This window comes from Lysinibacillus sp. NPDC094403 (assembly GCF_050278745.1).
Taxonomy (GTDB): domain Bacteria; phylum Bacillota; class Bacilli; order Bacillales_A; family Planococcaceae; genus Lysinibacillus.
The window spans coordinates 30745-51706 of record NZ_JBNNTL010000022.1; the positions used below are offsets into that span (position 1 = coordinate 30745).

The following is a 20962-nucleotide window of genomic DNA, read 5'->3' on the forward strand; positions in this document are numbered from 1 at the left end:
AAATAAATGATTGGACTGAAGACTGAGTGACTCCTCGAAGATCAGCGTCACAAATGAAACACTGGATTGAGCGGGTAGAGGGATGAAGGTTAAAAGTATCATGACCTGTGATAATACCTTTAGAAAACCATTCTTTCGGCTCATTGACTAGATAGTAAAAGTTGGATTATTATTATTGCTCAATAAATTTTTTTTATAAATCATTTATAAAAAATGTTTTTATGGTTAATCTAAGATAAGTTGATTGAAGTTAAAATTCTACATGCTAAAAGTATTGAAGCACAATTGCTTGGGCTTTTAAGGGCATTTTGAAAAATATTGTTGGCTGTGAAATCCTTTTTCTTCAGTTTTTGCATAGATTGCTTCTTAAAAAACCATACTAAAGTTGAAAAAAAATTTCATTGTAGCGAAAGCGAGGCATTAAGAATGAAGGCAACAGGAATTGTTCGTCGTATTGATGATTTAGGGCGTGTGGTTATTCCAAAAGAAATTCGTAGGACGCTACGTATTCGTGAGGGTGACCCGCTTGAAATTTATACAGACCGTGAAGGTGAAGTAATTTTAAAGAAATATTCTCCAATTAACGATTTGGGAGAATTTGCAAGAGAATATGTAGAAACATTATATGAAACATTAGGTACTCCAGCATTTGTAACCGACCGAGATGAAGTAATTGCTGTCGCAGGAATTGGTAAAAAAGAGTATATTAATCGTCGTATTACATCCTTTGCGGAAGGTTTTATGGACGAGCGTTCAACAAAAATAGAAAAAATGGAAACAACTATCGAGATTGTTCCTGGGCAATATGAGCAAGTAAAATCTTATTGTGCAACGCCTATTATGGTAAATGGTGATCCGATCGGCTGTATTATCGTTTTATCTAAGGTGCATTTTGTCGGTGAAGTTGAAGTGAAAGTTGCGGAAACAGCTGCTAACTTCTTAGCTAAACAAATGAATAGTTGATGAGAATTGAAAGTTATTGCGCTGACCTTTTAGGCTGAACAATAACTTTTTTTTTATACATAGTTGTCTAAAGAATAGTTATCTCCTTTCAGCAATTTTTGTGTAGCGAAAGCAAAGCGTCAGCACAGAAGACTCCCATCTCTGAAGGTGACGAGATGAATGCGAATGTGTCCTTTTCAGTGACGAAATTGATGGTGGTGCTTACGAGCGCGTCAAACTTTTGGATATGCTATACTATTGGCATTGTTAAAGAAGGAAAGAGGGCAGTTTATGTCGGAACGTTTTGGCATGAAAAGCTACATGAAAGGCGCGGCCTTACTTACAATTGCTGCTCTTATAGTGAAGGTTCTTAGTGCAATTTATCGTGTGCCTTTTCAAAATCTTGTTGGTGATGAAGGGTTTTATATATATCAGCAGGTGTATCCAGTTATATCTATTTTTGTCGTATGGACAGCTAGTGGCTTTGCAGTAGCTATTTCTAAAATGCTTGCAGATAATGATTGTAATTTAGACCCGTTAGAGCGAAATCAGAAACGAAGCGCAATTATGCGTATTGTTTTTCGTTATTTAACAGTACTATCGTTGTTGTTTTTTGTTGTTTTATTTGCGGGTGCTGAAATAATTGCACAGCTAATGGGCGATACTCAACTTGCACCTTTAATACGGACTGGTTCTTTGATAGTACTTGTCATGCCAGCGCATGCTATTTTAAAGGGTGGCTTCCAATCAAAAGGTATTATGGAGCCAATTGCTTATGCTCAAGTTCTTGAACAAGCAGTGAGAGTATCTGTTATTTTAGCAGGTACATTTATCATTATGAAGACGACAGAATCACTATATAGCGCTGGACAAATGGCCATTATAGGTACGGTTATTGGTGAAATTGTAGGCTTTATGTTACTTGCGTTTATCTTTAAAAAACGTTTTGGTTTATTTAAAAGTAAGAAACAACAGCAACGTATTGAAAGTTTTCCCATCATTAAAGAGGTCACATTGTTAAGTTTAAGTGTAAGCATGAGTGGCCTGTTGTTACTTGGCTATCAGCTAGTTGATTCCTTTTCGATTTATTCACTATTAATAGAAGGTGGAATGGATCAGACGGTAGCTAAGGAAACAAAAGGTGTTTATGATCGTGGGCAGCCATTGGTACAGCTTGGAGTTGTCATTGCTTCTTCGCTTTCACTTGCTATTGTGCCTCTTGTCGCACATATGTCCAAAAAGCAGGAAGGCCGTAGTGCAATTCCGTTTATACAACTAACGTATAGAGCATCTGTATTATTTGGGTGGGCAGCATCTCTAGGTTTAATACTCGTTATGCCTTATATTAATGCAATGCTCTTTAAAACAGATGCGCTGTCGGAAGTACTTATGGTATATGTGTTACAAATTGTGCCTTTGTCGATTATTTTGACATTTACAGCTATTCTGCAAGGCTATGGAAAATTAAAAAAGCCGGCTTTATTTTTGATTATAGGTTTTATGTTAAAAATAATATTTAATGTGCTGACAATTAGTTTATTTGGTGTGTTAGGTGCGGCTATTGCTAACAATGTCGGTTTATTGTTTACTGCCATTATGCTTGTTTTCTATTTGAAGAAAATGACAGCAATTCAATTAGCACCAGCAACTTTTTACAAAAAAGTTGGAATTGCATCGCTCAGCATGGCAGCTGTAGTACTAGTTTGGTTACAGTTTATACCATCGTTGTTAAACCAATTTTTATCACCTCGATTTGTCGCGGTGGTAGCAGGTATTTCAGCCGTGTGTTTAGGTGCATTTGTAATGATTACAGTAATTACTAAGTTACGAGTGCTAGCTGAAAAAGAGTGGTACTTACTACCGTTTGGTCGCAAGATGGCAGTTTATCAATTATGGTTAAATCGGAAGAAGTAGGTGGATTGATTGAATACTTTAACAGTTATTGGTCTAGGTGCGGGTGATTTTAATCAACTGCAAATGGGTGTCTATAAAAAGCTAAAAGCCGCTAGAAAATTATATGTTCGTACAGTGGATCATCCTGTATTAGAAGAATTATCAGCTGAGGGCTTACATTTTGAAAGCTTCGATGCAGTCTATGAAAAACATAATTCATTCCAGCCTGTATATGAGGAAATTGCAGAAAAGCTTGTGTCTGCTGCGGCAATTGAAGATGTAATGTACGCTGTGCCAGGACATCCTCTTGTTGCGGAGCAGACTGTACAATTGCTTATTGCTGCTGCGGATGAAGGGAAAGTAAAATTAGTCATTGAAGGTGGGCAAAGTTTCTTAGATCCAATATTCGGTGCGTTGAAAATCGACCCAATTGAGGGTTTTCAAATGCTGGATGGCACTAGCTTTTCTATGCATGACATTAATATGCGTCAACATATTTTAATAGCCCAAGTATATGATACATTCAGTGCATCAGAAGTAAAGCTAACGTTGATGGAGAAATACGATGACGAATACCCTGTTACAGTAGTTACTGCAGCGGGCTCGTCACAGGAAAAGTTAGTGACAGTACCACTTTATGAGCTCGACCAAAGCGTTGAGGTAAACAATTTAACAACGATATATGTGCCACCTGTGAAATCACAAGAGGGGGCTTTACGAGACTGGACAACCTTCCGTCAAATTATTGCTGTTTTACGAGGCCCGAATGGCTGTCCGTGGGACCAAAAGCAAACACATGAATCACTGAAAAAATATTTACTAGAAGAAGCGCACGAATATTTGGCAGCAGTAGATGCAGAGGATGACTTTGCGATGATCGAGGAGCTTGGAGATGTACTATTACAAGTATTCCTTCATGCACAAATTGGAGAAGATCAAGGTTACTTTACATTGGAAGATGTATTAGCTTCAATAAGCGAAAAAATGATTCGTCGACACCCGCATGTATTTGGTGATGTATCGGTGGAAGATGCAGAGGATGTTGTAGCCAATTGGGAAGTTATAAAAGCGGAAGAAAAGGGTATAAGTGATAAACCGCTATTGAAAGAGGAGTACCGGGCGTCTTCTGCTCTACAAACAGCATATAATTATCAAAAAAGGGCTGCAAAGGTAGGGTTTGATTGGCCTGATGTGGATGGTGCGTGGGACAAGTTTGCGGAGGAATGGCAAGAATTTCGTAATGAGGTGACGAAAGGTACAAATGCGTCACGTCTTGATGAATTTGGAGATGTCTTGTTCACACTTGTGAATTTAGCACGTTTCTACAAGCTATCTCCTGAAGAGGCTATGTTACATGCTAATGAGAAGTTTGCGAGCCGCTTTGGTTATGTGGAAGCAAAGGTTAAGGAAAGTGGAAAGCCGTTTTCTGATTACACATTAGAACAATTAGATGCTTTCTGGAATGAAGCGAAGAAGCTAGAAAAGGAGTGAAAATATGCGATTAGATAAATTTTTAAAGGTATCACGTTTAATTAAACGCCGCACATTAGCGAAAGAAGTAGCAGACCAAGGTCGTATTACGATAAATGGTAAGGTTGCAAAAGCAAGTAGTGCTGTTAAAGCTGGCGACGAGCTAGCCATTCGTTTTGGTCAAAAAATTGTGACAGCACGTGTAGAAGAATTACGTGACACTGTGAAAAAAGAAGATGCCGCAAAAATGTTTACTATTTTGAAAGAAGAGCGTCTTGAAAAAATTGAGCCTGAATTTATTGATGACGAGGATTAAATCAATTATGCGTTGGCATAATTGAGTCCGGAAACCCGCATTTATCTCGCCGCCTATAGAGGTGGGGGGCTTCTGAAGTAGTCGCTTGGCTTTTGACATAAATGTGCTTTGTGGAGATAAAAGTGGACAACTTTAATAAAGTTGTCATGCTTTTAAGGTTGTCCGCATAAAGTGAACAGAAGCTAGGACGACTAAAGGAGGAAGAAAATGACGCTACATCAAGAAAGTAACCGTTACACAATTCCATCTGGAGAGCATATTTTAACGATTCGTAATCGTAAAAGAATGGACATGACTTCTGTAAAATCAATTGAACGCTTTGATCAGGAAGAGTTTTTCATCAAGACGTCCCAAGGGCATTTGTTAATCCGTGGAGAAGAACTGCATATCGTTCATTTAGATGTTGACAAAGGGTTATTGACACTTGAAGGAACTGTAAAAACTTTGCAGTACGACGAGGAGGAAAGTGGCTTCTCGAAAGGTTTCCTTCATAAGTTGTTTGGATGATTGTTAGCGAACAATTTGTTCAGCTATTAGTCATGGTTTTGAGCGGTATAGCAGTCGGGTTCATTATTGATAGTGTAAGGCTCATTGTTTTTTCGACTCCAAAAAGGTCAAGCCTTCGAAGATGGATGATGGTATTTGAATTACTCACTTGGATTCTACTCGGAGGTCTGACATACTATTTATTATTTTGGCTAAAAGATGGCGCTTGGCGGGCTTATGACCCGCTAGCGCAAATAGCCGGAATTTTTTTGTATCAAACATTTTTTCAAACAATTTTACGTTTCATCGCAAGGGTTTTGGTGAATATAACATGGAGACCATTGTGGTTTATCATACGATTAATAAGTGCTATCATTCGACAAATTTTTAAAATATTAATAAGTATTGGAGCTTTTGTTTTAAGACCTTTTGTCAAAATTTATTCGTATTTGTCCAACACTTTTTTAAAAAAATTTCGATTTATCAAGTATAATAAAAGACAACAATAATTTTCGGAGGTACGGGCATGACTAAACGTCGTTCATCAAATGATGGCCAACAAAACTATACTAAACTTGATAATGACTATGTCCGTAACACGGATAAAGCTATAAATCGTAAAATTCAAGCGCGGAAACGGAAAATGCGCCGTATTGCCTTTTTTGCGATTGTACCAGTCGTTATTATTGCCTTTCTCTTAAATATAATTTCGAACCAAAATGAGACACTAGCTGCAAAAGAGCTGAAAAAGGATGAGGCAAATCAGCATCTTTCTGAATTGAAAGAAGAGCGAGATTCGTTAAATCTTAAAATCAAACAGTTAGAGGATGATGAGTATATCGCAAAGCTATTACGCAAAGATTATTTCTTATCCGAAAAAGGTGAAGTAATTTTCATTATACCGGATGAAAAAGATAAAAAAGGCGATATACCAGAAAAAAAAGGTAAAAAAGACAGCAAATCAGAAAAGGAAGGTAAAAAAGACGACTGAAAAGCTATGTATTGTTGACACTCTTTTTTTGTTATATATAATGAAAAGAGAGACTAATGTAGTAAAAAGTTTGATTAAATTGATTACATGACTCAAATGAGTCGCTTAATTTTTAAGGAGGAGCATTTTTTTTATGTCAATTGAAGTAGGCAGCAAGGTACAAGGTAAAGTAACAGGAATCACAAATTTTGGAGCATTCGTTGAGCTGCCAGATGGCAAAACAGGCTTAGTACACATCAGTGAAGTTGCTGATAATTATGTAAAAGATATCAATGAGCATCTAAAAGTTGGAGATGAAGTTGAAGTAAAAGTGATGAATGTTGAAGCGGACGGAAAGATCGGTCTTTCAATCCGTAAAGCAAAGCCTCAAGCAGAGAGACCAGAGCGTCCAGAGCGTCCAGCACGTCCACGTCGCGATAATCGTTCTAATGATCGCAACGATCGTCATCAACCGAAAGAGAATTTTGAGCAGAAAATGGCACGTTTCTTAAAAGATAGTGATGAACGTCTAGCAACACTTAAACGTGCTACAGAGTCAAAACGCGGTGGTCGCGGAGCTAGAAGAGGGTAGTTTGCTGACTGTTTTAATCGTAGAAAAAGTGTATGAAATAGAGTTGGGATTAGCTTGTTATAAAGCTAATCCCTTTTTTAAATGCTTGAATAATATATTCCCCAAAAACTTCATAGAAAATGGACACCACATACATCTCGTCTAGTTGGAAGTCATAATACCTTTTCTAGTAAGGATATACGAATCTTCCTACAACGTGGATGTTGGTCTTTTTTTCTTTTTAGGAGCTGGTATAGATGCTTGTTCAGTAAGTGTTTCTGAAGACTTTTCGGCTGGATTAACAACCATTTTGACAAGTAAAAACACACCGTATACACTAACCGCTAGTCCAGTGAGGAGTAAAAATATTTGTACAGCGAATGGTAAATTAATAAGAATGGATATGAGAATAATCATAGAGCCACTTCCACAAATTAAAGCAGCTTTAGTTAATGAACCCAAAAGAAAAAAACCTCCTAGTAAACACGCTCTTTTCATTATTAGTATGCCATATTTTTTAGCTCATCTCCATAACGTGCGTGGGGTTATTTCCGTTTTAACTGGGGATTTTCTAAGGAGCGTCTGATAAGCCGCTAGGAGCAAGCAATAAGTTTTTTAGTGCAAAAGCGTAGTGTTAACGAAGCGACAGCAACAAAGTGGTTTTGTCTGTGCGAACAGGACGTTCTTTTACTGGTTACTCCAGGGTCTCAGACAGTAAAAAATAAATAATTACGATATTTCTAGTATCCAACTTTAAAACTTTAATGGTCATTGCACTACTAATCTGCAAAAAAAATAGGCGCCTCAGAAATAATTCTGAGACGCCTATTTGAGATGACCCCTACGGGATTCGAACCCGTGTTACCGCCGTGAAAGGGCGGTGTCTTAACCACTTGACCAAGGGGCCTACTATGGTGGCGGCCGAGGGGATCGAACCCCCGACCTTACGGGTATGAACCGTACGCTCTAGCCAGCTGAGCTAGGCCGCCATTAAGATTATGGAGCGGAAGACGAGGTTCGAACTCGCGACCCCCACCTTGGCAAGGTGGTGTTCTACCACTGAACTACTTCCGCGTTCTTTTTAGCAACAAGTTAAATAATACAAGCCTTTGTTACTAACGTCAAGTGGTTTTTTAAAAAAAATTAATAAAAATATATGGTTTTATTAATTATTTAAAACGTATGCCATTTATCTTCATTCAATAGAGGACTCCAACCTTTGAAGATGGTGAGATGAATGCGGATGTGGCTCCCTTTCAATGGGTGTCCAAACACCTACTGAATGAAGATCAAGCCTCCGGACGTAATGACGCCGAGGCGTAATTGATATAGGTTGATTTCCGTTTTGACTAGGCGACTCCTTGAGGATTAGCAATAGAGGAGCGAAGGCATCACATCCCTGTGATAACGTCTTCGTGACCAACATCCTGCCGCTGTCGCTTCGCTTTCACACAGACGAAAACCTGCCGCTTCGCTTTCGCGCGAAAAACATCTGTTGCCCGACGCCCCAGGAAAGTGCCCAGTTGGAACGGAAATCAACCACACGTTATGGTGAAGAGCCCATTTGATGGGAAATTTATCAAACTTTTTGTTCTTAAGTAGAAAAGTATCGGCTTAACTGCTGACTATAGCATTTTGACGAAATAGGGGTGTTGATCAATAAAAAAGAAAGGATGAAAGGGCCTAGACCTCTTATGGTATAGATTTTGTAAAGCATATATGTAACGACAACAAAACTGAGTTGAGGGAATTTTCTATTATTTAAAAACTGATTACATAGAAGGAAACGTTTCTAATCTAGTACGGCTTATATTTTTTGTAGAAATTGTTGCCATTTCTCGTATTTATGCATATTTATTCGTCGAAATTTTTATATTTTTTTCTGTCACCGTCAGACAATCTTTCCACACATAATTTCTTATAATAGCTCCAAAAGTGAAGATAGAAAGGGGATAGTGAATTGACGAGTATTGAATGGTATAACACAGCAAATGTAGACGGCCCAAAATTGGGAGTGAAAAAAAAGCAATTGCTAATCGGCTCTCTACTTTTTTTAACATCCTTTTTTTTAGCCCAGTCTGTTGTATTTGAAGCGGCAGTACCTTTCTCGGTTCCTTTTTGGGCAATTATTCGAACGAAGTATAAAGAATATGCCAAATATGTTTTGTTCGGTAGTTTAATTGGATGTTTTTTCCTTGGTCTTGGACAAGTCTTCATTTTAGCATTGCAAATCGTTATGTATGAATGTATCATGCGCTTCCGTTATTGGCAGCTTCCACAGAGTATAGCAGTTTCTTTAGCCGTACTGCTTGTGCAAATAATGTGGCAGGGAGTTATGTATCAAGGCTTACCACCGGTGCTTGTGCAATTTTATGTAGGCTGTGAAGCGGCATTAGCCCTTATTATGACGCTGTTTATGCAAGTGTTGTTTGTCAATTCATATGAATGGTTTACGAGTCATTGGACTTATGAGAAGCTAGGATCTGGATTAGTTGTATTCGCTGCTATGCTTACAGGGATGCAAACAGTTGTCATTAGCTATTTTTCACTCCCCATTTTTTTATTACAACTACTAATTTGCTTCGGAGCATTAGTAGGGAGTGTGCCATTAGCGACTGTTATCGGTGCTGTGCTCGGGACTCTCATTGGTGTTGCAAAACTTTCATTTACGGGTATGCTGTCTGTAGCCACCTTAACAGGATTGTGTGCGGGGATGGGAGCTCGTGCTGGAAGATTTGGTGTAGCAACTGGCAGTATTTTGCCAAGTGTGTTTTTTTTATTTTACGATGCAACATTGCCGTTAGATAGTGTTTATTTTACATCGATTGCTGCGGGGAGTATTGTATTTCTAACTATCCCGAAAAAATATTCTGATAAGGTGCGGGACAAGTTGTTTCCGCAGCGCGAGGAGGTCTTACTTGCCCGTCAAAATTGGTTAACAGAGCATGTTGCGTTTAAATTAGAGCATTTTCAGCATTTTGTACAATTTATGAAGGAGCTTGTGTTTGAGCGCTTTATGACAGCCCCTATAGAAGAGGCGAAAGAAGTGTCACCGATGAATACATGCTTAAGTTGTTTCCGTTATGATCGCTGTTGGGGAGCGCAAAATAACGGAATGGACAAGCTTATGACAGACTGGTTTCATATGAAGGGTGTTGGGAAGGATTCTTCTCTTCATCGTGTCGAAGAACAAATACGCTATAAATGTGTAAAATCAACGAAAATTTTCGAAGAATTGGAAACAGAGTTGTATAGAGAGCGTATTAATGGACAGTACTTTCATGGTAAGAAAATGATTGCGCTTCAGCTACGCGATATGAGCAATCATCTAAATCAATTAATAGCAGAGATGAAAGAAGAGACTATTTCATTCGTTAGTGTGGAAAAGGACATTACCCAACGATTAAAGGATGCACATATTGAATGTTTTCAACTAGATGTGCTAAGTAATAAGCCTGGAGCACGGAAAATTGTCTGCGCTTTAGCACCAGCGAGAGTCAATTGGGAGGAAGACACAACATTAGCTGAACGGATGATACTACCGATTTTATATGATATTTTTGAAGAACCATTTGAAATTGAAAAAGTAGTAGCGTGTGATATTCCATTTCGTCACATTCAAGTAAGCTTTAGATCAGCTATTAGCTTTGAAGTAGAGTATGATATATATAGCATGTCTAAAGATGCGACTTTATATTCTGGTGATTCCCATGCATTATTTCAATTACATCCAGGACTATTTGCAATTTTATTGTCAGATGGTATGGGTCAGAGTAAAGAAGCACAACATGAAAGCAGAAAGCTAATTCATTTAATGCGGGAATGTTTAAATTACAATATGAACCCAGAGACTGCGATGCATACGTTGCATTATGTCATGTCCTTAAAGCAACAAAATGATATGTATGCAACGCTTGATTTTGCACTTGTCGATTTACAACACGGTGATTTATGGTCATGGAAGGCTGGAGGAATGTCTACGTATATTTTACGTGGGAAAGAGGTGCTGAAGGTTGAGAGCAATGCAGCGCCTGTAGGTTTTTTATCCATTTCAGCAGTAGAGGCTGAAAAAAGAAAGCTTAAAGCGGGCGATGTGATTTTGATGCACTCTGATGGATTGTTTTCAAGTGTTGATGATTGGGACGAGCAGGAAGAGGCATTTTTAACGTATGCACAGCAGGTAGCAGGCACTACTAAAACCATACAGGAAAAACTAACAACGATTATGCAGTCATTCCAATCTTACTATGACATTGACGACGATTGCACAGTATTGATGCTAGAGGTTACACATGTTGTACCTACATGGGCTGTGTTCAGGCCAGTTCAACACTCTATGAGCAATTCATCATAATAGAAAACGAAAAGGGGAGGAGAAGCGTTTGTCACTTGAATTAAAGGTCAAATTATTTATTGAAGAAGAGCAAATATTACAGCAAGACGACCATCTTCTCATCGCCGTTTCGGGTGGAGTGGATTCAATGGCTTTACTCCATTATTTTGTCAAAACAAAAGAGCAATGGGGAATTAAGGTAGAAGCCGTACATGTTGATCATATGCTAAGAGGTGAAGCATCTGCTGAGGACAGAGCTTTTGTTCAAAAATATTGTGATGAGTATGGTGTATACTTATATGCAAAGGCTATTCCAATACCAGAGATTATGGCTTTAGAAAATGGCAATACACAGCTTATTTGTCGTAGAGAACGGTATCAATATTTTAAAGAGGTCATGGAAAAAACAAATGCTAGAAAGCTTGTAACTGCACATCATGCGGACGACCAACTGGAGTCAGTATTAATGGCCCTGACAAAAAATGCAACGATAAATGGTATGCAAGGTATACGTTCACAACGTATTTTTGAAGGGAAATCATTAATTCGTCCGTTTTTAACGGTTACAAAGTCCGAAATAAGGGAATATTTACTTAAGCAAGGTTTAGATTATCGGGAAGACGCTAGCAATTCTAAGGACACCTATGTGCGCAATCGTTTTAGACATCATGTGGTGCCTTTGTTAGAGGCAGAAAACCCACGAGTAACTGAGCAGGTAACCCATTTTACAAAACAATTGCAAGAAGACGATGCCTATTTAATGACTTTAGCGGAGGATGTATTTTCTAGAACGGTAAAAAGAATAGACGGAAATACATATAGCATGGAAATAAAGGCTCTTCAATTGGTACCACTTGCTTTACAAAGGAGGCTCATTTTAATACTATTAAACTATCTTTACAAAGATTCAAATACGATACAAAGTTATGCTTTATTGACTTCAATTTCAAAGCTTTGTGATACGACAGCTGGGTATGCTGAAGTTCACTTGCCAGAAGATTTTATAGCAGTTCGCCGTTATGGAAAATTAACGATTCAGAAGAAAGAGCCAATAGAAGGTCAAGTTTCTCCTGGAAAAAAGATAATTTCGACTGCTAATGGGTGGACAACACTGTCAAACGGTGAACGTTTATGCGTAGTTGAGTTGCCTAATTTATCGTCTGAAATGTTGACGAATACTGCAAAACTTTTTTATTTTAACGCTAGCAAACTCAAACTTCCACTCTATGTTAGGGCGCGTAAGGAAGGGGACAGAATACTGTTAAAAGGAATGGATCAGCCAAAACGCTTATCTCGCCTTTTTATAGATGAAAAGATTCCTTTAAATGAGCGAAATAGCTGGCCGTTACTGATTTCTCAATCTGATGAGGTCGTAGCGGTAATTGGTGTGCGTATGGGAATGTTTTTTTCAACCTCTCCGCAACCAAACGATGATACAGTGCTCATCGTAGACTAAGGTCTTTGTAAAATTTCACCGCAAAAGGTTGAACATTTTTTTATACACACGAGGAGGAATCGATATGTTACAAAATGACATCGAAAAAGTTATGATTACAGAAGAACAATTACAAGAAAGAATCGCTGAGTTAGGGGCACAATTGACAGAGGAATATAAAGATTCATTCCCGTTAGCTGTAGGTGTTTTAAAAGGGGCAATGCCTTTTATGACAGATTTGATGAAACGTTTCGATTCTTTCATTGAGCTAGACTTTATGGATGTTTCTAGCTACGGCAATGCTACAGTTTCGTCAGGGGAAGTAAAGATTCTAAAGGATTTAAATACAAGCGTTGAGGGGCGCGACGTATTAATCATCGAGGATATCATTGATAGCGGTTTAACGTTAAGCTATTTAGTAGACTTATTTAAATACCGCAAAGCAAAATCCATCAAAATCGTTACATTGTTAGATAAACCATCAGGTCGTAAAGTAAACCTAGATGCTGATTATGTTGGTTTTGAAGTACCGGACGGTTTTGTTGTAGGCTATGGTTTAGATTACGCTGAAAAATACCGTAATTTACCGTATATCGGCATTTTAAAACCAGAAGTATATTCTTTCTAACAAGTAAGAAGTTAACGAAAGAACACCAGCGATGAGAAGTAAGAACCTCCAGCGAAGGTCATGGATTTAACATAATTCAAAAATCTAGGCACGTTGTTCAGCTGTATCAAACAGGTACAACTACGCTGGGACATAGTAAATAAATGCATAAATATGTTTTGATTTCGACATAAATCGCATGAAACTTTTTTTATGTAGGGCTTTTCGTTGTATGATGAAATCATGATATGTTAAGATTTTACTTATAATTTTTCTGTTTGTAATGAGGAGGCTGGAGATGAATCGAATATTTCGATATACCATATTCTATTTACTGATTTTCTTAGTGATTATCGGTATTTTTGGTACTTTCAATGGTGGAAATGCACCAACGAAAGAGTTATCTTATCCTGAGTTTCAAAAAGCTCTAGATAATAAAGAAATAACAAGTGCTACAATTCAACCTGATAAATCAGTATACATCGTTGAAGGTACATTGAAGGGGTATGAAAAGGGACAACGCTTTACAGTGAATATCCCTCGTGATAACCAAGCTTTAATGGAACGCATCGATAAAGCTGCTAAGGATACGAATAGTAATATTAAATATTTAACTGCACCAGAAACAAGTGGATGGATTCAGTTCTTTACAGGGATTATTCCTTTCATCATTATCATTTTCTTATTCTTCTTCCTAATGAGTCAATCTCAAGGTGGCGGTAATAAAGTGATGAGCTTTGGTAAAAGTAAAGCCAAACTTTATGACGATCAGAAGAAAAAAGTTCGTTTTACAGATGTAGCGGGTGCTGATGAGGAGAAAGCAGAGCTTGTAGAGGTTGTTGACTTCTTAAAAGATCACCGTAAATTTACTGAAATCGGTGCTCGAATTCCAAAAGGTATCTTACTTGTAGGTCCTCCTGGTACAGGTAAAACATTACTTGCACGTGCAGTGGCAGGTGAGGCAGGCGTACCATTCTTCTCGATTTCAGGTTCTGACTTCGTAGAAATGTTCGTCGGTGTCGGTGCATCACGTGTTCGTGACTTATTTGAAAATGCAAAGAAAAACGCACCATGTATCATCTTTATCGATGAGATTGATGCTGTAGGTCGTCAACGTGGCGCAGGTCTTGGTGGTGGCCATGACGAGCGTGAACAAACGCTGAACCAATTGTTAGTTGAAATGGATGGTTTCGGGGCAAACGAAGGTATTATTATTATCGCTGCAACAAACCGCCCAGATATTTTAGATAAAGCGTTATTACGACCTGGTCGTTTTGACCGTCAAATTACAGTAGGACACCCTGATGTAAAAGGTCGTGAAGCGATTCTAAAAGTACATGCGCGTAACAAGCCTTTATCGGATACAGTGGATTTAGCAGCTGTTGCACAACGTACACCTGGATTCTCAGGTGCCGACTTAGAGAACTTGTTAAATGAAGCTGCACTTGTAGCTGCTCGTAAAAGTAAACGTACAATTAATATGGCGGATATCGATGAGGCATCTGACCGAGTAATTGCAGGTCCAGCAAAAGCTAGCCGCGTTTACTCAGCGAAAGAAAAGAAACTTGTATCCTTCCATGAAGCTGGCCACGTAGTAGTTGGTTTAGAGCTAGATGAAGCAGATACAGTACACAAAGTAACAATCGTTCCTCGTGGTCAAGCTGGAGGTTACGCGATTATGTTACCGAAGGAAGAACGTTTCTTCACAACAAAACAAGAACTATTAGACCGTATTGCTGGACTTCTTGGTGGACGTGTAGCAGAGGAAATCGTACTTGGCGAAGTATCTACTGGGGCACATAACGACTTCCAAAAGGTAACAAGTATTGCACGTGCTATGGTCACTGAATATGGTATGAGTGAAAATCTTGGTGCAATGCAGTTTGGTTCAAGTCAGGGTGGGAATGTATTCCTAGGTCGTGACTTTAATTCAGATCAAAACTATTCTGATTCAATCGCTTATGAAATTGATAAAGAAATGCAAAAAATTATCGATTCGCAATATGAGCGTACTAAACGAATCCTAACTGAAAAACGTCATTTACTTGATTTAATTGCAAACACATTAATGCAAAAAGAAACATTGAATGCGCAAGAAATCGAGCACTTACGTGATCACGGTGTCTTACCGGAACCTGAGGTAGAACCGGTTGTGGAAAAAGCTCCTAAAGCTGAAGCTCAACCAATATTGGATGTAGTTGGTGAACAGGCTGTTCAAAAAGAATTGCTTAGCAATGAGCCAGATCCAACAACAGCTGATTTACCTAAAGAAGGTAGAGAGTCGATTGATACACCAAAAGGTATCGATGAAAAGCGTGACTAATATAGGAAAGACTGTTTACGATTTTTGTAAGCAGTCTTTTTCTTTGCCTTTTTTCGGTAATGGGTATTACGATAGAACCTATATTACGCAGCTGCGTATATAGGTTCTTAAATATTTAAGGACCAAAATAGATAGGAGTGTTGAAACGTGAGAAATGTAACATTGAATAATGGTTTTGAAATGCCGTTAATCGGCTATGGCGTTTTTCGAGTACCTGATGGAGATGACTTGGCTGAGGCGGTAAAAACAGCTATTGCAAAAGGTTACCGTAGCATTGATACAGCTCAAGTATATCGCAATGAAGAAAGTGTTGGGCGAGGAATTCGCGCAGCTATTGACGAGGGCTTAGTAACACGTGAAGAACTATTCGTAACATCAAAGGTTTGGAATGATGGACTCTCCTATGAAGAAACACTTGCAGCTTATGATAATAGTTTAAAGAAATTAGGATTAGATTATTTAGATTTATATTTAGTTCATTGGCCAGGTATAGATACAAATTATGTTGATGTTTATAAAGCGCTTGAAAAAATCTATCAGGATGGACGTGTACGCTCAATTGGTGTTAGTAATTTCCATGTTCACCATTTAGAAAATTTATTAAAGGAAACATCAGTTGTTCCTGTTATTAATCAAATTGAATTCCATCCGCACTTAACTCAAGAGGAAGTACGTGCCTATTGTAAGGAAAAAGGAATACAGGTAGAAGCATGGTCACCACTGATGAATGGTTCTTTATTGGAAGAATCATTGATTCAGCAGCTAGCTTCTAAATATGGCAAAACACCTGCACAAATCGTGTTACGCTATGATGTGCAGCATGATGTAGTCACTATTCCAAAAACAATGACTCCTACACGCATGACGGAAAATCTAACGGTCTTTGATTTTGCATTAACAGAGGAAGAAATGGCCCAGTTAGATGCACTAAATGATGGACTACGTTGCGGACCAGACCCGGAAAAATTTAATTTTAAATAATATGTAAGGAGCTACCTAATTGAGGGTGGCTCCTTTCAAAAATAAATTTCATACTAAAAAAGTGAAGTTGATTTCCGTTCCAGGCTACTCGCTTTGTCGCTGCCGCTTCGATTTCGCGCAGAGCAAAGCTTCCTGTGGGCGAGCGTCGAGCCGCTTCCTTCGCTTACGCTCCGTGCAGGGTCTCGTCTGTCTCGCTTTCCCACGGGAGTCGAGTAGCCTTCCACTCCAATCAGCGGTAGCGTAGAATTTTTATAAAATATTATTCATTTCAAAAGTGAATAATATTACGACCTATAACAGGGAAGTAATTGTCGACCTGTTATTGCTAACGCTACGCTTTCGCACAAAACCACATTTTGTTGAAGTTTTATTATAACTATAAATAGAGTACCCTGCCAGAAGATACACGCAAAGTAGATTGGTTGATTGAAGTGGAGGCTGGGCGACTCCTTGGGGATCAGCGTCACAGATGAGACCCTGGAGCGAGCATCGCGAGTGAAGCGGCTCATCGGACGCCCCCAGGAAAGCGCCCAGCCGGAACGGAAATCAACACCACGTTTTGGTGATAGGAATTAAATTTAATTGAAAGGAGCTACCTAATATGAGGGTGGCTCCTTTTTGGAGTAAGAATGAATGCTATTTCGTAGGAATAAAAGTGTGGTATCATTTTCTAAAGTGTTTAATTCGATTTTTTGTGCATGAGTATGCATTGTTTTAGTTGTATCAATCGCATTGTGACAGGTACAATTACGGTGAGGGCAATAAATAGGAGGCATCAGCCATGATATTAGTTTTAGATGCAGGAAATTCGAATATCGTATTAGGTGTCTATGATGACAACGATCAATTGGCCTTCCATTGGCGTATGGTGACAGACCTTCATAAAACAGAAGATGAATACGCTATGCAAGTATTATCTTTCTTTAATCATGCAGGCATTTCATTTGAACAGGTTACAGGCATTATTATATCCTCTGTTGTACCACCAATAATGTTTTCGTTAGAAACGATGTGTCAAAAGTATTTTCGTAAAAAACCGCTCGTTGTAGGACCAGGTGTGAAAACAGGATTGAATATTAAATATGAAAATCCACGTGAAGTTGGTTCAGATCGCATAGTGAACGCTATTGCAGCTCTTGATGCGTATACAGCACCATTGATTATTGTTGATTTTGGTACTGCCACAACGTATTGTTACTTAAACGAAAAGGGCGATTATATGGGTGGTGCTATAGCTCCAGGTATTTCGATTTCAACGGAGGCGCTCTATACACAGGCAGCTAGATTGCCACGTATTGAAATATTGCGCTCTACACATATTGTTGGAAAGACAACCGTATCTGCGATGCAGGCCGGAATTTTTTATGGCTTTGTTGGGCAAGTTGAGGGAATTGTTAATCGTATGAAAGCACAAAGTAAGGAAGAGCCTTTAGTAATTGCTACTGGAGGACTAGCGAATTTAATTGCTGGGGAGACGCAAGCTATTGATGTAGTCGACCCGTTTTTAACATTAAAAGGCTTATATAAGCTATATAAACGCAATCAATAAGAAATGAGGGACATTTCATTTATGAAAGACTATTTAGTACGAGGTTTAGGGTTCAACGGCCAGGTTCGTGTTTTTGCAGCTTGTACAACAGCAACTGTAGGAGAAGCGCAACGCCGTCATAATACATGGCCCGTTGTGTCAGCAGCCCTTGGTCGTTCTATGACTGCTGCGGTGATAATGGGCGCCATGTTAAAAGGTGAGGAAAAAATCACCGTTAAAATTGAGGGGAACGGTCCAATCGGTCCAATGGTAGTTGACAGTAACGCGCATGGTGAAGTTCGTGGCTTTGTAACAAATCCTCACGTTCATTTCGATTTAAACGAGCACGGCAAGCTTGATGTTCGAGCAGGTGTTGGAACAGAGGGTGCATTAACAATCGTAAAAGATCTTGGTTTGAGAGACATGTTCTCTGGACAAACACCAATTGTATCAGGTGAAATTGCTGAGGACTTTACTTACTATTTCGCTACGTCAGAGCAAGTGCCTTCATCAGTTGGATTAGGGGTTTTAGTAAACCCAGACAACACAATTCTTGCAGCTGGAGGATTCATTCTTCAATTAATGCCAGGCTGCGAAGAACAGACAATCAATGAAATCGAACAGCATCTTGCTACTTTAGAGCCTGTTTCAAAAATGATTGAAAAAGGTTTTACACCAGAGCAAATTTTAGAAGCTGTATTAGGAAAAGGCCATCTACAAATTTTAGATTCCATGCCGGTAGCATTTAAATGTCAATGTTCAAAAGAGCGATTTGGTGCAGCGATTTTAGGGTTAGGGACACAGGAAATTCGAGAAATGATTGAAGAAGATGGCGAAGCAGAAGCAGAATGTCACTTCTGTTTAGAAACATACCATTTCTCAAAAGAAGAGTTAGAAGGATTTATCGATGAGCTCAACGCGTAATCGACGTCCTTTATCCACTGTAACACCCAACCAAACGCCCTTATTGCAACGCCGACTGAAGACAAAACCTGCTTTAACAGTTATTGCAATTTTATTATTAGGAAATATTTTATGGTTCATTACTTGGTTAATCCCTAATAAAGGCCAGGAAATTGGTAGCGACGAGCAAGTCGCTGCCGTTGACGGGGAAATTATTACACGTCAAGAGTGGATGGTTGCCATGGAAGAACGCTATGGTAAAGAGACGCTACAAAATTTAGTGAATGAATCTGTAATGGAAAAGGCAGCTAAAAAATTTAAAATACAAGTAACAGATAAAGAGATTGATTTAGAGTTAGCCTTAATGCGTTCTGCTCAAGATAAATTTGATACTGCAATGCAAAACCTTTCTGCTGAGCAACTGCGACAAAAAATTCGCTCACAGCTTATTTTGGATAAGGTACTGACAAAAGATGTGGTTATAAAAGAAGACAGTATTGAAAAATATTATGAGGAAAATCAGGCGCTGTACAATACGAAAACAAGCTATCGTACGAATTTTATCGAAGTGGATTCAAAAAAAGCTGCTGAGGAAGCATTAAGTGAAATGAAAAATGCCTCTAATTTTTCGGTGTTAGCACGTGAAATATCAGTAGACAGCGCATCAGCTAGCCTAGGCGGAGATATTGGTTTCCTCACAGAAAAACAGGAAAATATTGATCCTGCCATTTTAAAAGCAGTGAAGGCTTTAAAAGCAGGTGAGGTTAGTAAAGCATTTAAGCTTGCTAACGGTCATTACGGAATTGTACAAGTTCAAGAGATTACAGAAGGACAATCCTTTACATATGACGATGTGAAAGAACATATTGAACGCGAACTTGCATTAGAGCAATTGCCACAACATGTTACACCGGAAACATTTTGGTCTGAATTCAATGCAACTTGGTATTACGGTGAAGCGAAAAAAGGTAAATAACATATTGCTCTGAAATGGGCTTAAAGAATCTGCGAGATATCTGCGGGAAAAGTGAGCCGGGGAAACCCCTGCGGACGTTTAGCGTCAACAGGGTAAAGGCTACCCTAGGATATTGAGCAGATTTTTGTTTACCTTAGTTCGGTTGCAATAAATATTCTGAAAATATAAGTTATATTTATTGACAATCGAATGGAAAAATTGATAAAATCAAAATAAGTAAAACCTATAAAATTAGTAGGGATTAGGAGTGGGTATAAATGAGTAGATTAGCGAACTCAGTAGCTGAATTAGTTGGTAAAACACCAATTGTTAAATTAAATCATGCAACAGGTGAAAACGAAGGTACTGTTTATGTAAAATTAGAATATTTTAACCCAGGCAGCTCAGTGAAAGACCGTTTAGCTTTAGCGATGATTGAAGCGGCTGAAAAAGACGGTACATTAAAGCCAGGTGGTACAATTATTGAGCCTACTTCTGGTAATACAGGTATTGGTCTTGCGATGATTGCTGCTGCTAAAGGCTATAAAGCGATTTTAGTAATGCCAGAAACAATGAGCTTAGAGCGTCGCAACTTATTACGTGCATATGGTGCAGACCTTGTATTAACACCTGGGCCGGCAGGTATGAAAGGTGCAATTTCTAAGGCGGAGGAACTAGCTTCTGAGCATGGCTACTTCTTGCCACAACAATTCACGAACCCGGCTAATGCTGTTATTCACCGTTTAACAACTGGTCCAGAAATTGTAGAAGCATTTGACGGTTTAAAATTAGATGCATTTGTTGCTGGTGTTGGTACAGGTGGTACAATTACAGGTGCGGGTGCTGTGTTAAAAGAGAAATATCCAGACATTGAAATTATTGCTGTTGAGCCAAAAGATTCACCAGTACTTTCTGGGGGGCAACCGGGGCCTCATAAAATTCAAGGTATTGGAGCTGGCTTCGTACCTGAAGTGTTAGATACAGATGTGTATTCTACTGTATTCCCAGTTGAAAATGAGATTGCTTTCGAGGTGGCTCGTAAAGTAGCACGCGAAGAAGGCATCTTATGCGGTATTTCATCAGGTGCGGCTATTCATGTTGCTATTGAAGCAGCAAAACGTTTAGGTAAGGGCTCAAATGTTCTTGCAATCGTACCTTCTAATGGAGAACGTTATTTATCAACACCTTTATATCAATTCGAAGACTAATCTAATTATTTGTACGGTTAAGGCTCCTTTAACGAGGAGTC

General features: G+C 38.8%; 18 protein-coding genes and 3 tRNA genes. 17 read left to right on the forward strand and 4 right to left on the reverse strand.

All coding sequences use genetic code 11. The annotated features are described in order from the left end of the window. Positions 1–426: 426 nt before the first annotated feature. From spoVT to ACQKMV_RS21250, 8 genes are all read left to right on the forward strand, one after another. On the forward strand, positions 427–963 hold the full coding sequence (spoVT, locus tag ACQKMV_RS21215) for a stage V sporulation protein T (protein ID WP_427426661.1): 537 nt from the start codon (positions 427–429) through the stop codon (positions 961–963). A gap of 270 nt (positions 964–1233) precedes the next feature. Then, complete coding sequence (locus tag ACQKMV_RS21220; RefSeq protein ID WP_427506316.1) at positions 1234–2856, forward strand: putative polysaccharide biosynthesis protein; 1623 nt, start codon at positions 1234–1236, stop codon at positions 2854–2856. A 9-nt stretch (positions 2857–2865) separates the two neighbouring features. Next, a complete protein-coding gene (gene mazG, locus ACQKMV_RS21225; RefSeq protein ID WP_427506318.1) occupies positions 2866–4326 on the forward strand; it encodes a nucleoside triphosphate pyrophosphohydrolase in 1461 nt (486 codons plus the stop codon). Positions 4327–4330: 4 nt separating this feature from the next. Further along, complete coding sequence (locus ACQKMV_RS21230; RefSeq protein ID WP_068986595.1) at positions 4331–4621, forward strand: RNA-binding S4 domain-containing protein; 291 nt, start codon at positions 4331–4333, stop codon at positions 4619–4621. A 207-nt stretch (positions 4622–4828) separates the two neighbouring features. After that, positions 4829–5128, forward strand: a complete 300-nt coding sequence (yabP, locus tag ACQKMV_RS21235; protein ID WP_004229167.1) for a sporulation protein YabP — start codon at positions 4829–4831, stop codon at positions 5126–5128. After that, positions 5125–5616: a spore cortex biosynthesis protein YabQ gene (gene yabQ, locus ACQKMV_RS21240; protein WP_427506319.1), complete on the forward strand. Its 492-nt coding sequence runs from the start codon at positions 5125–5127 to the stop codon at positions 5614–5616. Before yabP ends, yabQ begins: the two co-directional genes overlap by 4 nt. A gap of 17 nt (positions 5617–5633) precedes the next feature. After that, positions 5634–6098, forward strand: coding sequence for an FtsB family cell division protein (locus ACQKMV_RS21245; protein WP_427506321.1), 465 nt, complete (start codon positions 5634–5636; stop codon positions 6096–6098). 133 nt (positions 6099–6231) lie between these two features. After that, positions 6232–6669 carry a S1 domain-containing RNA-binding protein gene (locus ACQKMV_RS21250; protein ID WP_008180281.1) on the forward strand — a complete coding sequence of 146 codons (438 nt, stop codon included), beginning with the start codon at positions 6232–6234 and terminating at the stop codon, positions 6667–6669. A gap of 189 nt (positions 6670–6858) precedes the next feature. On the opposite strand, the gene ACQKMV_RS21255 is transcribed toward ACQKMV_RS21250, so the two are convergent. The 4 genes from ACQKMV_RS21255 to ACQKMV_RS21270 form a co-directional block, all read right to left on the reverse strand. Continuing rightward, on the reverse strand, positions 6859–7110 hold the full coding sequence (locus ACQKMV_RS21255; RefSeq protein WP_427506322.1) for a hypothetical protein: 252 nt from the start codon (positions 7108–7110) through the stop codon (positions 6859–6861). A 373-nt stretch (positions 7111–7483) separates the two neighbouring features. Then, positions 7484–7555, reverse strand: a tRNA-Glu gene (locus tag ACQKMV_RS21260). A gap of 5 nt (positions 7556–7560) precedes the next feature. Then, positions 7561–7637 (reverse strand) — tRNA-Met (locus ACQKMV_RS21265). Positions 7638–7647: 10 nt separating this feature from the next. Next, positions 7648–7722 (reverse strand) — tRNA-Gly (locus ACQKMV_RS21270). A gap of 886 nt (positions 7723–8608) precedes the next feature. Between ACQKMV_RS21270 and ACQKMV_RS21275 the strand changes: the two genes are divergently transcribed. The 9 genes from ACQKMV_RS21275 to cysK all read left to right on the forward strand — a co-directional run bounded on the left by ACQKMV_RS21275 (position 8609) and on the right by cysK (position 20921). Then, the gene (locus ACQKMV_RS21275) at positions 8609–11002 is read left to right on the forward strand and encodes a SpoIIE family protein phosphatase (protein WP_427506324.1); all 2394 of its coding nucleotides are present in this window, start codon (positions 8609–8611) and stop codon (positions 11000–11002) included. Between the two features lie 28 nt (positions 11003–11030). Then, on the forward strand, positions 11031–12437 hold the full coding sequence (gene tilS, locus ACQKMV_RS21280; protein ID WP_427506325.1) for a tRNA lysidine(34) synthetase TilS: 1407 nt from the start codon (positions 11031–11033) through the stop codon (positions 12435–12437). Between the two features lie 64 nt (positions 12438–12501). Further along, the gene (hpt, locus tag ACQKMV_RS21285) at positions 12502–13044 is read left to right on the forward strand and encodes a hypoxanthine phosphoribosyltransferase (RefSeq protein ID WP_427426653.1); all 543 of its coding nucleotides are present in this window, start codon (positions 12502–12504) and stop codon (positions 13042–13044) included. A 277-nt stretch (positions 13045–13321) separates the two neighbouring features. Beyond that, positions 13322–15346, forward strand: a complete 2025-nt coding sequence (gene ftsH, locus ACQKMV_RS21290) for an ATP-dependent zinc metalloprotease FtsH (protein ID WP_427426652.1) — start codon at positions 13322–13324, stop codon at positions 15344–15346. Positions 15347–15493: 147 nt separating this feature from the next. Further along, positions 15494–16327 carry an aldo/keto reductase gene (locus ACQKMV_RS21295; RefSeq protein WP_427506327.1) on the forward strand — a complete coding sequence of 278 codons (834 nt, stop codon included), beginning with the start codon at positions 15494–15496 and terminating at the stop codon, positions 16325–16327. 781 nt (positions 16328–17108) lie between these two features. Then, a complete protein-coding gene (locus ACQKMV_RS21300) occupies positions 17109–17876 on the forward strand; it encodes a type III pantothenate kinase (RefSeq protein WP_427426650.1) in 768 nt (255 codons plus the stop codon). A 21-nt stretch (positions 17877–17897) separates the two neighbouring features. Then, positions 17898–18779, forward strand: coding sequence for an Hsp33 family molecular chaperone HslO (hslO, locus tag ACQKMV_RS21305; RefSeq protein WP_427506329.1), 882 nt, complete (start codon positions 17898–17900; stop codon positions 18777–18779). After that, the gene (locus ACQKMV_RS21310; protein ID WP_427426648.1) at positions 18763–19734 is read left to right on the forward strand and encodes a peptidyl-prolyl cis-trans isomerase; all 972 of its coding nucleotides are present in this window, start codon (positions 18763–18765) and stop codon (positions 19732–19734) included. Before hslO ends, ACQKMV_RS21310 begins: the two co-directional genes overlap by 17 nt. A gap of 257 nt (positions 19735–19991) precedes the next feature. After that, entirely contained in the window at positions 19992–20921 is a 930-nt protein-coding gene (gene cysK / locus ACQKMV_RS21315; RefSeq protein WP_427506331.1) for a cysteine synthase A, read from the forward strand. Positions 20922–20962 lie beyond the last annotated feature (41 nt).

Excerpts from the sequence above, each read along its gene's own strand:
- spoVT (WP_427426661.1), top strand. The coding sequence starts at position 427 with ATGAAGGCAACAGGAATTGTTCGTCGTATTGATGATTTAGGGCGTGTG.
- ACQKMV_RS21220 (WP_427506316.1), top strand. The coding sequence starts at position 1,234 with ATGTCGGAACGTTTTGGCATGAAAAGCTACATGAAAGGCGCGGCCTTA.
- ACQKMV_RS21230 (WP_068986595.1), top strand. The coding sequence starts at position 4,331 with ATGCGATTAGATAAATTTTTAAAGGTATCACGTTTAATTAAACGCCGC.
- yabP (WP_004229167.1), top strand. The coding sequence starts at position 4,829 with ATGACGCTACATCAAGAAAGTAACCGTTACACAATTCCATCTGGAGAG.
- yabQ (WP_427506319.1), top strand. The coding sequence starts at position 5,125 with ATGATTGTTAGCGAACAATTTGTTCAGCTATTAGTCATGGTTTTGAGC.
- ACQKMV_RS21245 (WP_427506321.1), top strand. The coding sequence starts at position 5,634 with ATGACTAAACGTCGTTCATCAAATGATGGCCAACAAAACTATACTAAA.
- ACQKMV_RS21250 (WP_008180281.1), top strand. The coding sequence starts at position 6,232 with ATGTCAATTGAAGTAGGCAGCAAGGTACAAGGTAAAGTAACAGGAATC.
- hpt (WP_427426653.1), top strand. The coding sequence starts at position 12,502 with ATGTTACAAAATGACATCGAAAAAGTTATGATTACAGAAGAACAATTA.
- ftsH (WP_427426652.1), top strand. The coding sequence starts at position 13,322 with ATGAATCGAATATTTCGATATACCATATTCTATTTACTGATTTTCTTA.
- ACQKMV_RS21300 (WP_427426650.1), top strand. The coding sequence starts at position 17,109 with ATGATATTAGTTTTAGATGCAGGAAATTCGAATATCGTATTAGGTGTC.
- hslO (WP_427506329.1), top strand. The coding sequence starts at position 17,898 with ATGAAAGACTATTTAGTACGAGGTTTAGGGTTCAACGGCCAGGTTCGT.
- ACQKMV_RS21310 (WP_427426648.1), top strand. The coding sequence starts at position 18,763 with ATGAGCTCAACGCGTAATCGACGTCCTTTATCCACTGTAACACCCAAC.
- cysK (WP_427506331.1), top strand. The coding sequence starts at position 19,992 with ATGAGTAGATTAGCGAACTCAGTAGCTGAATTAGTTGGTAAAACACCA.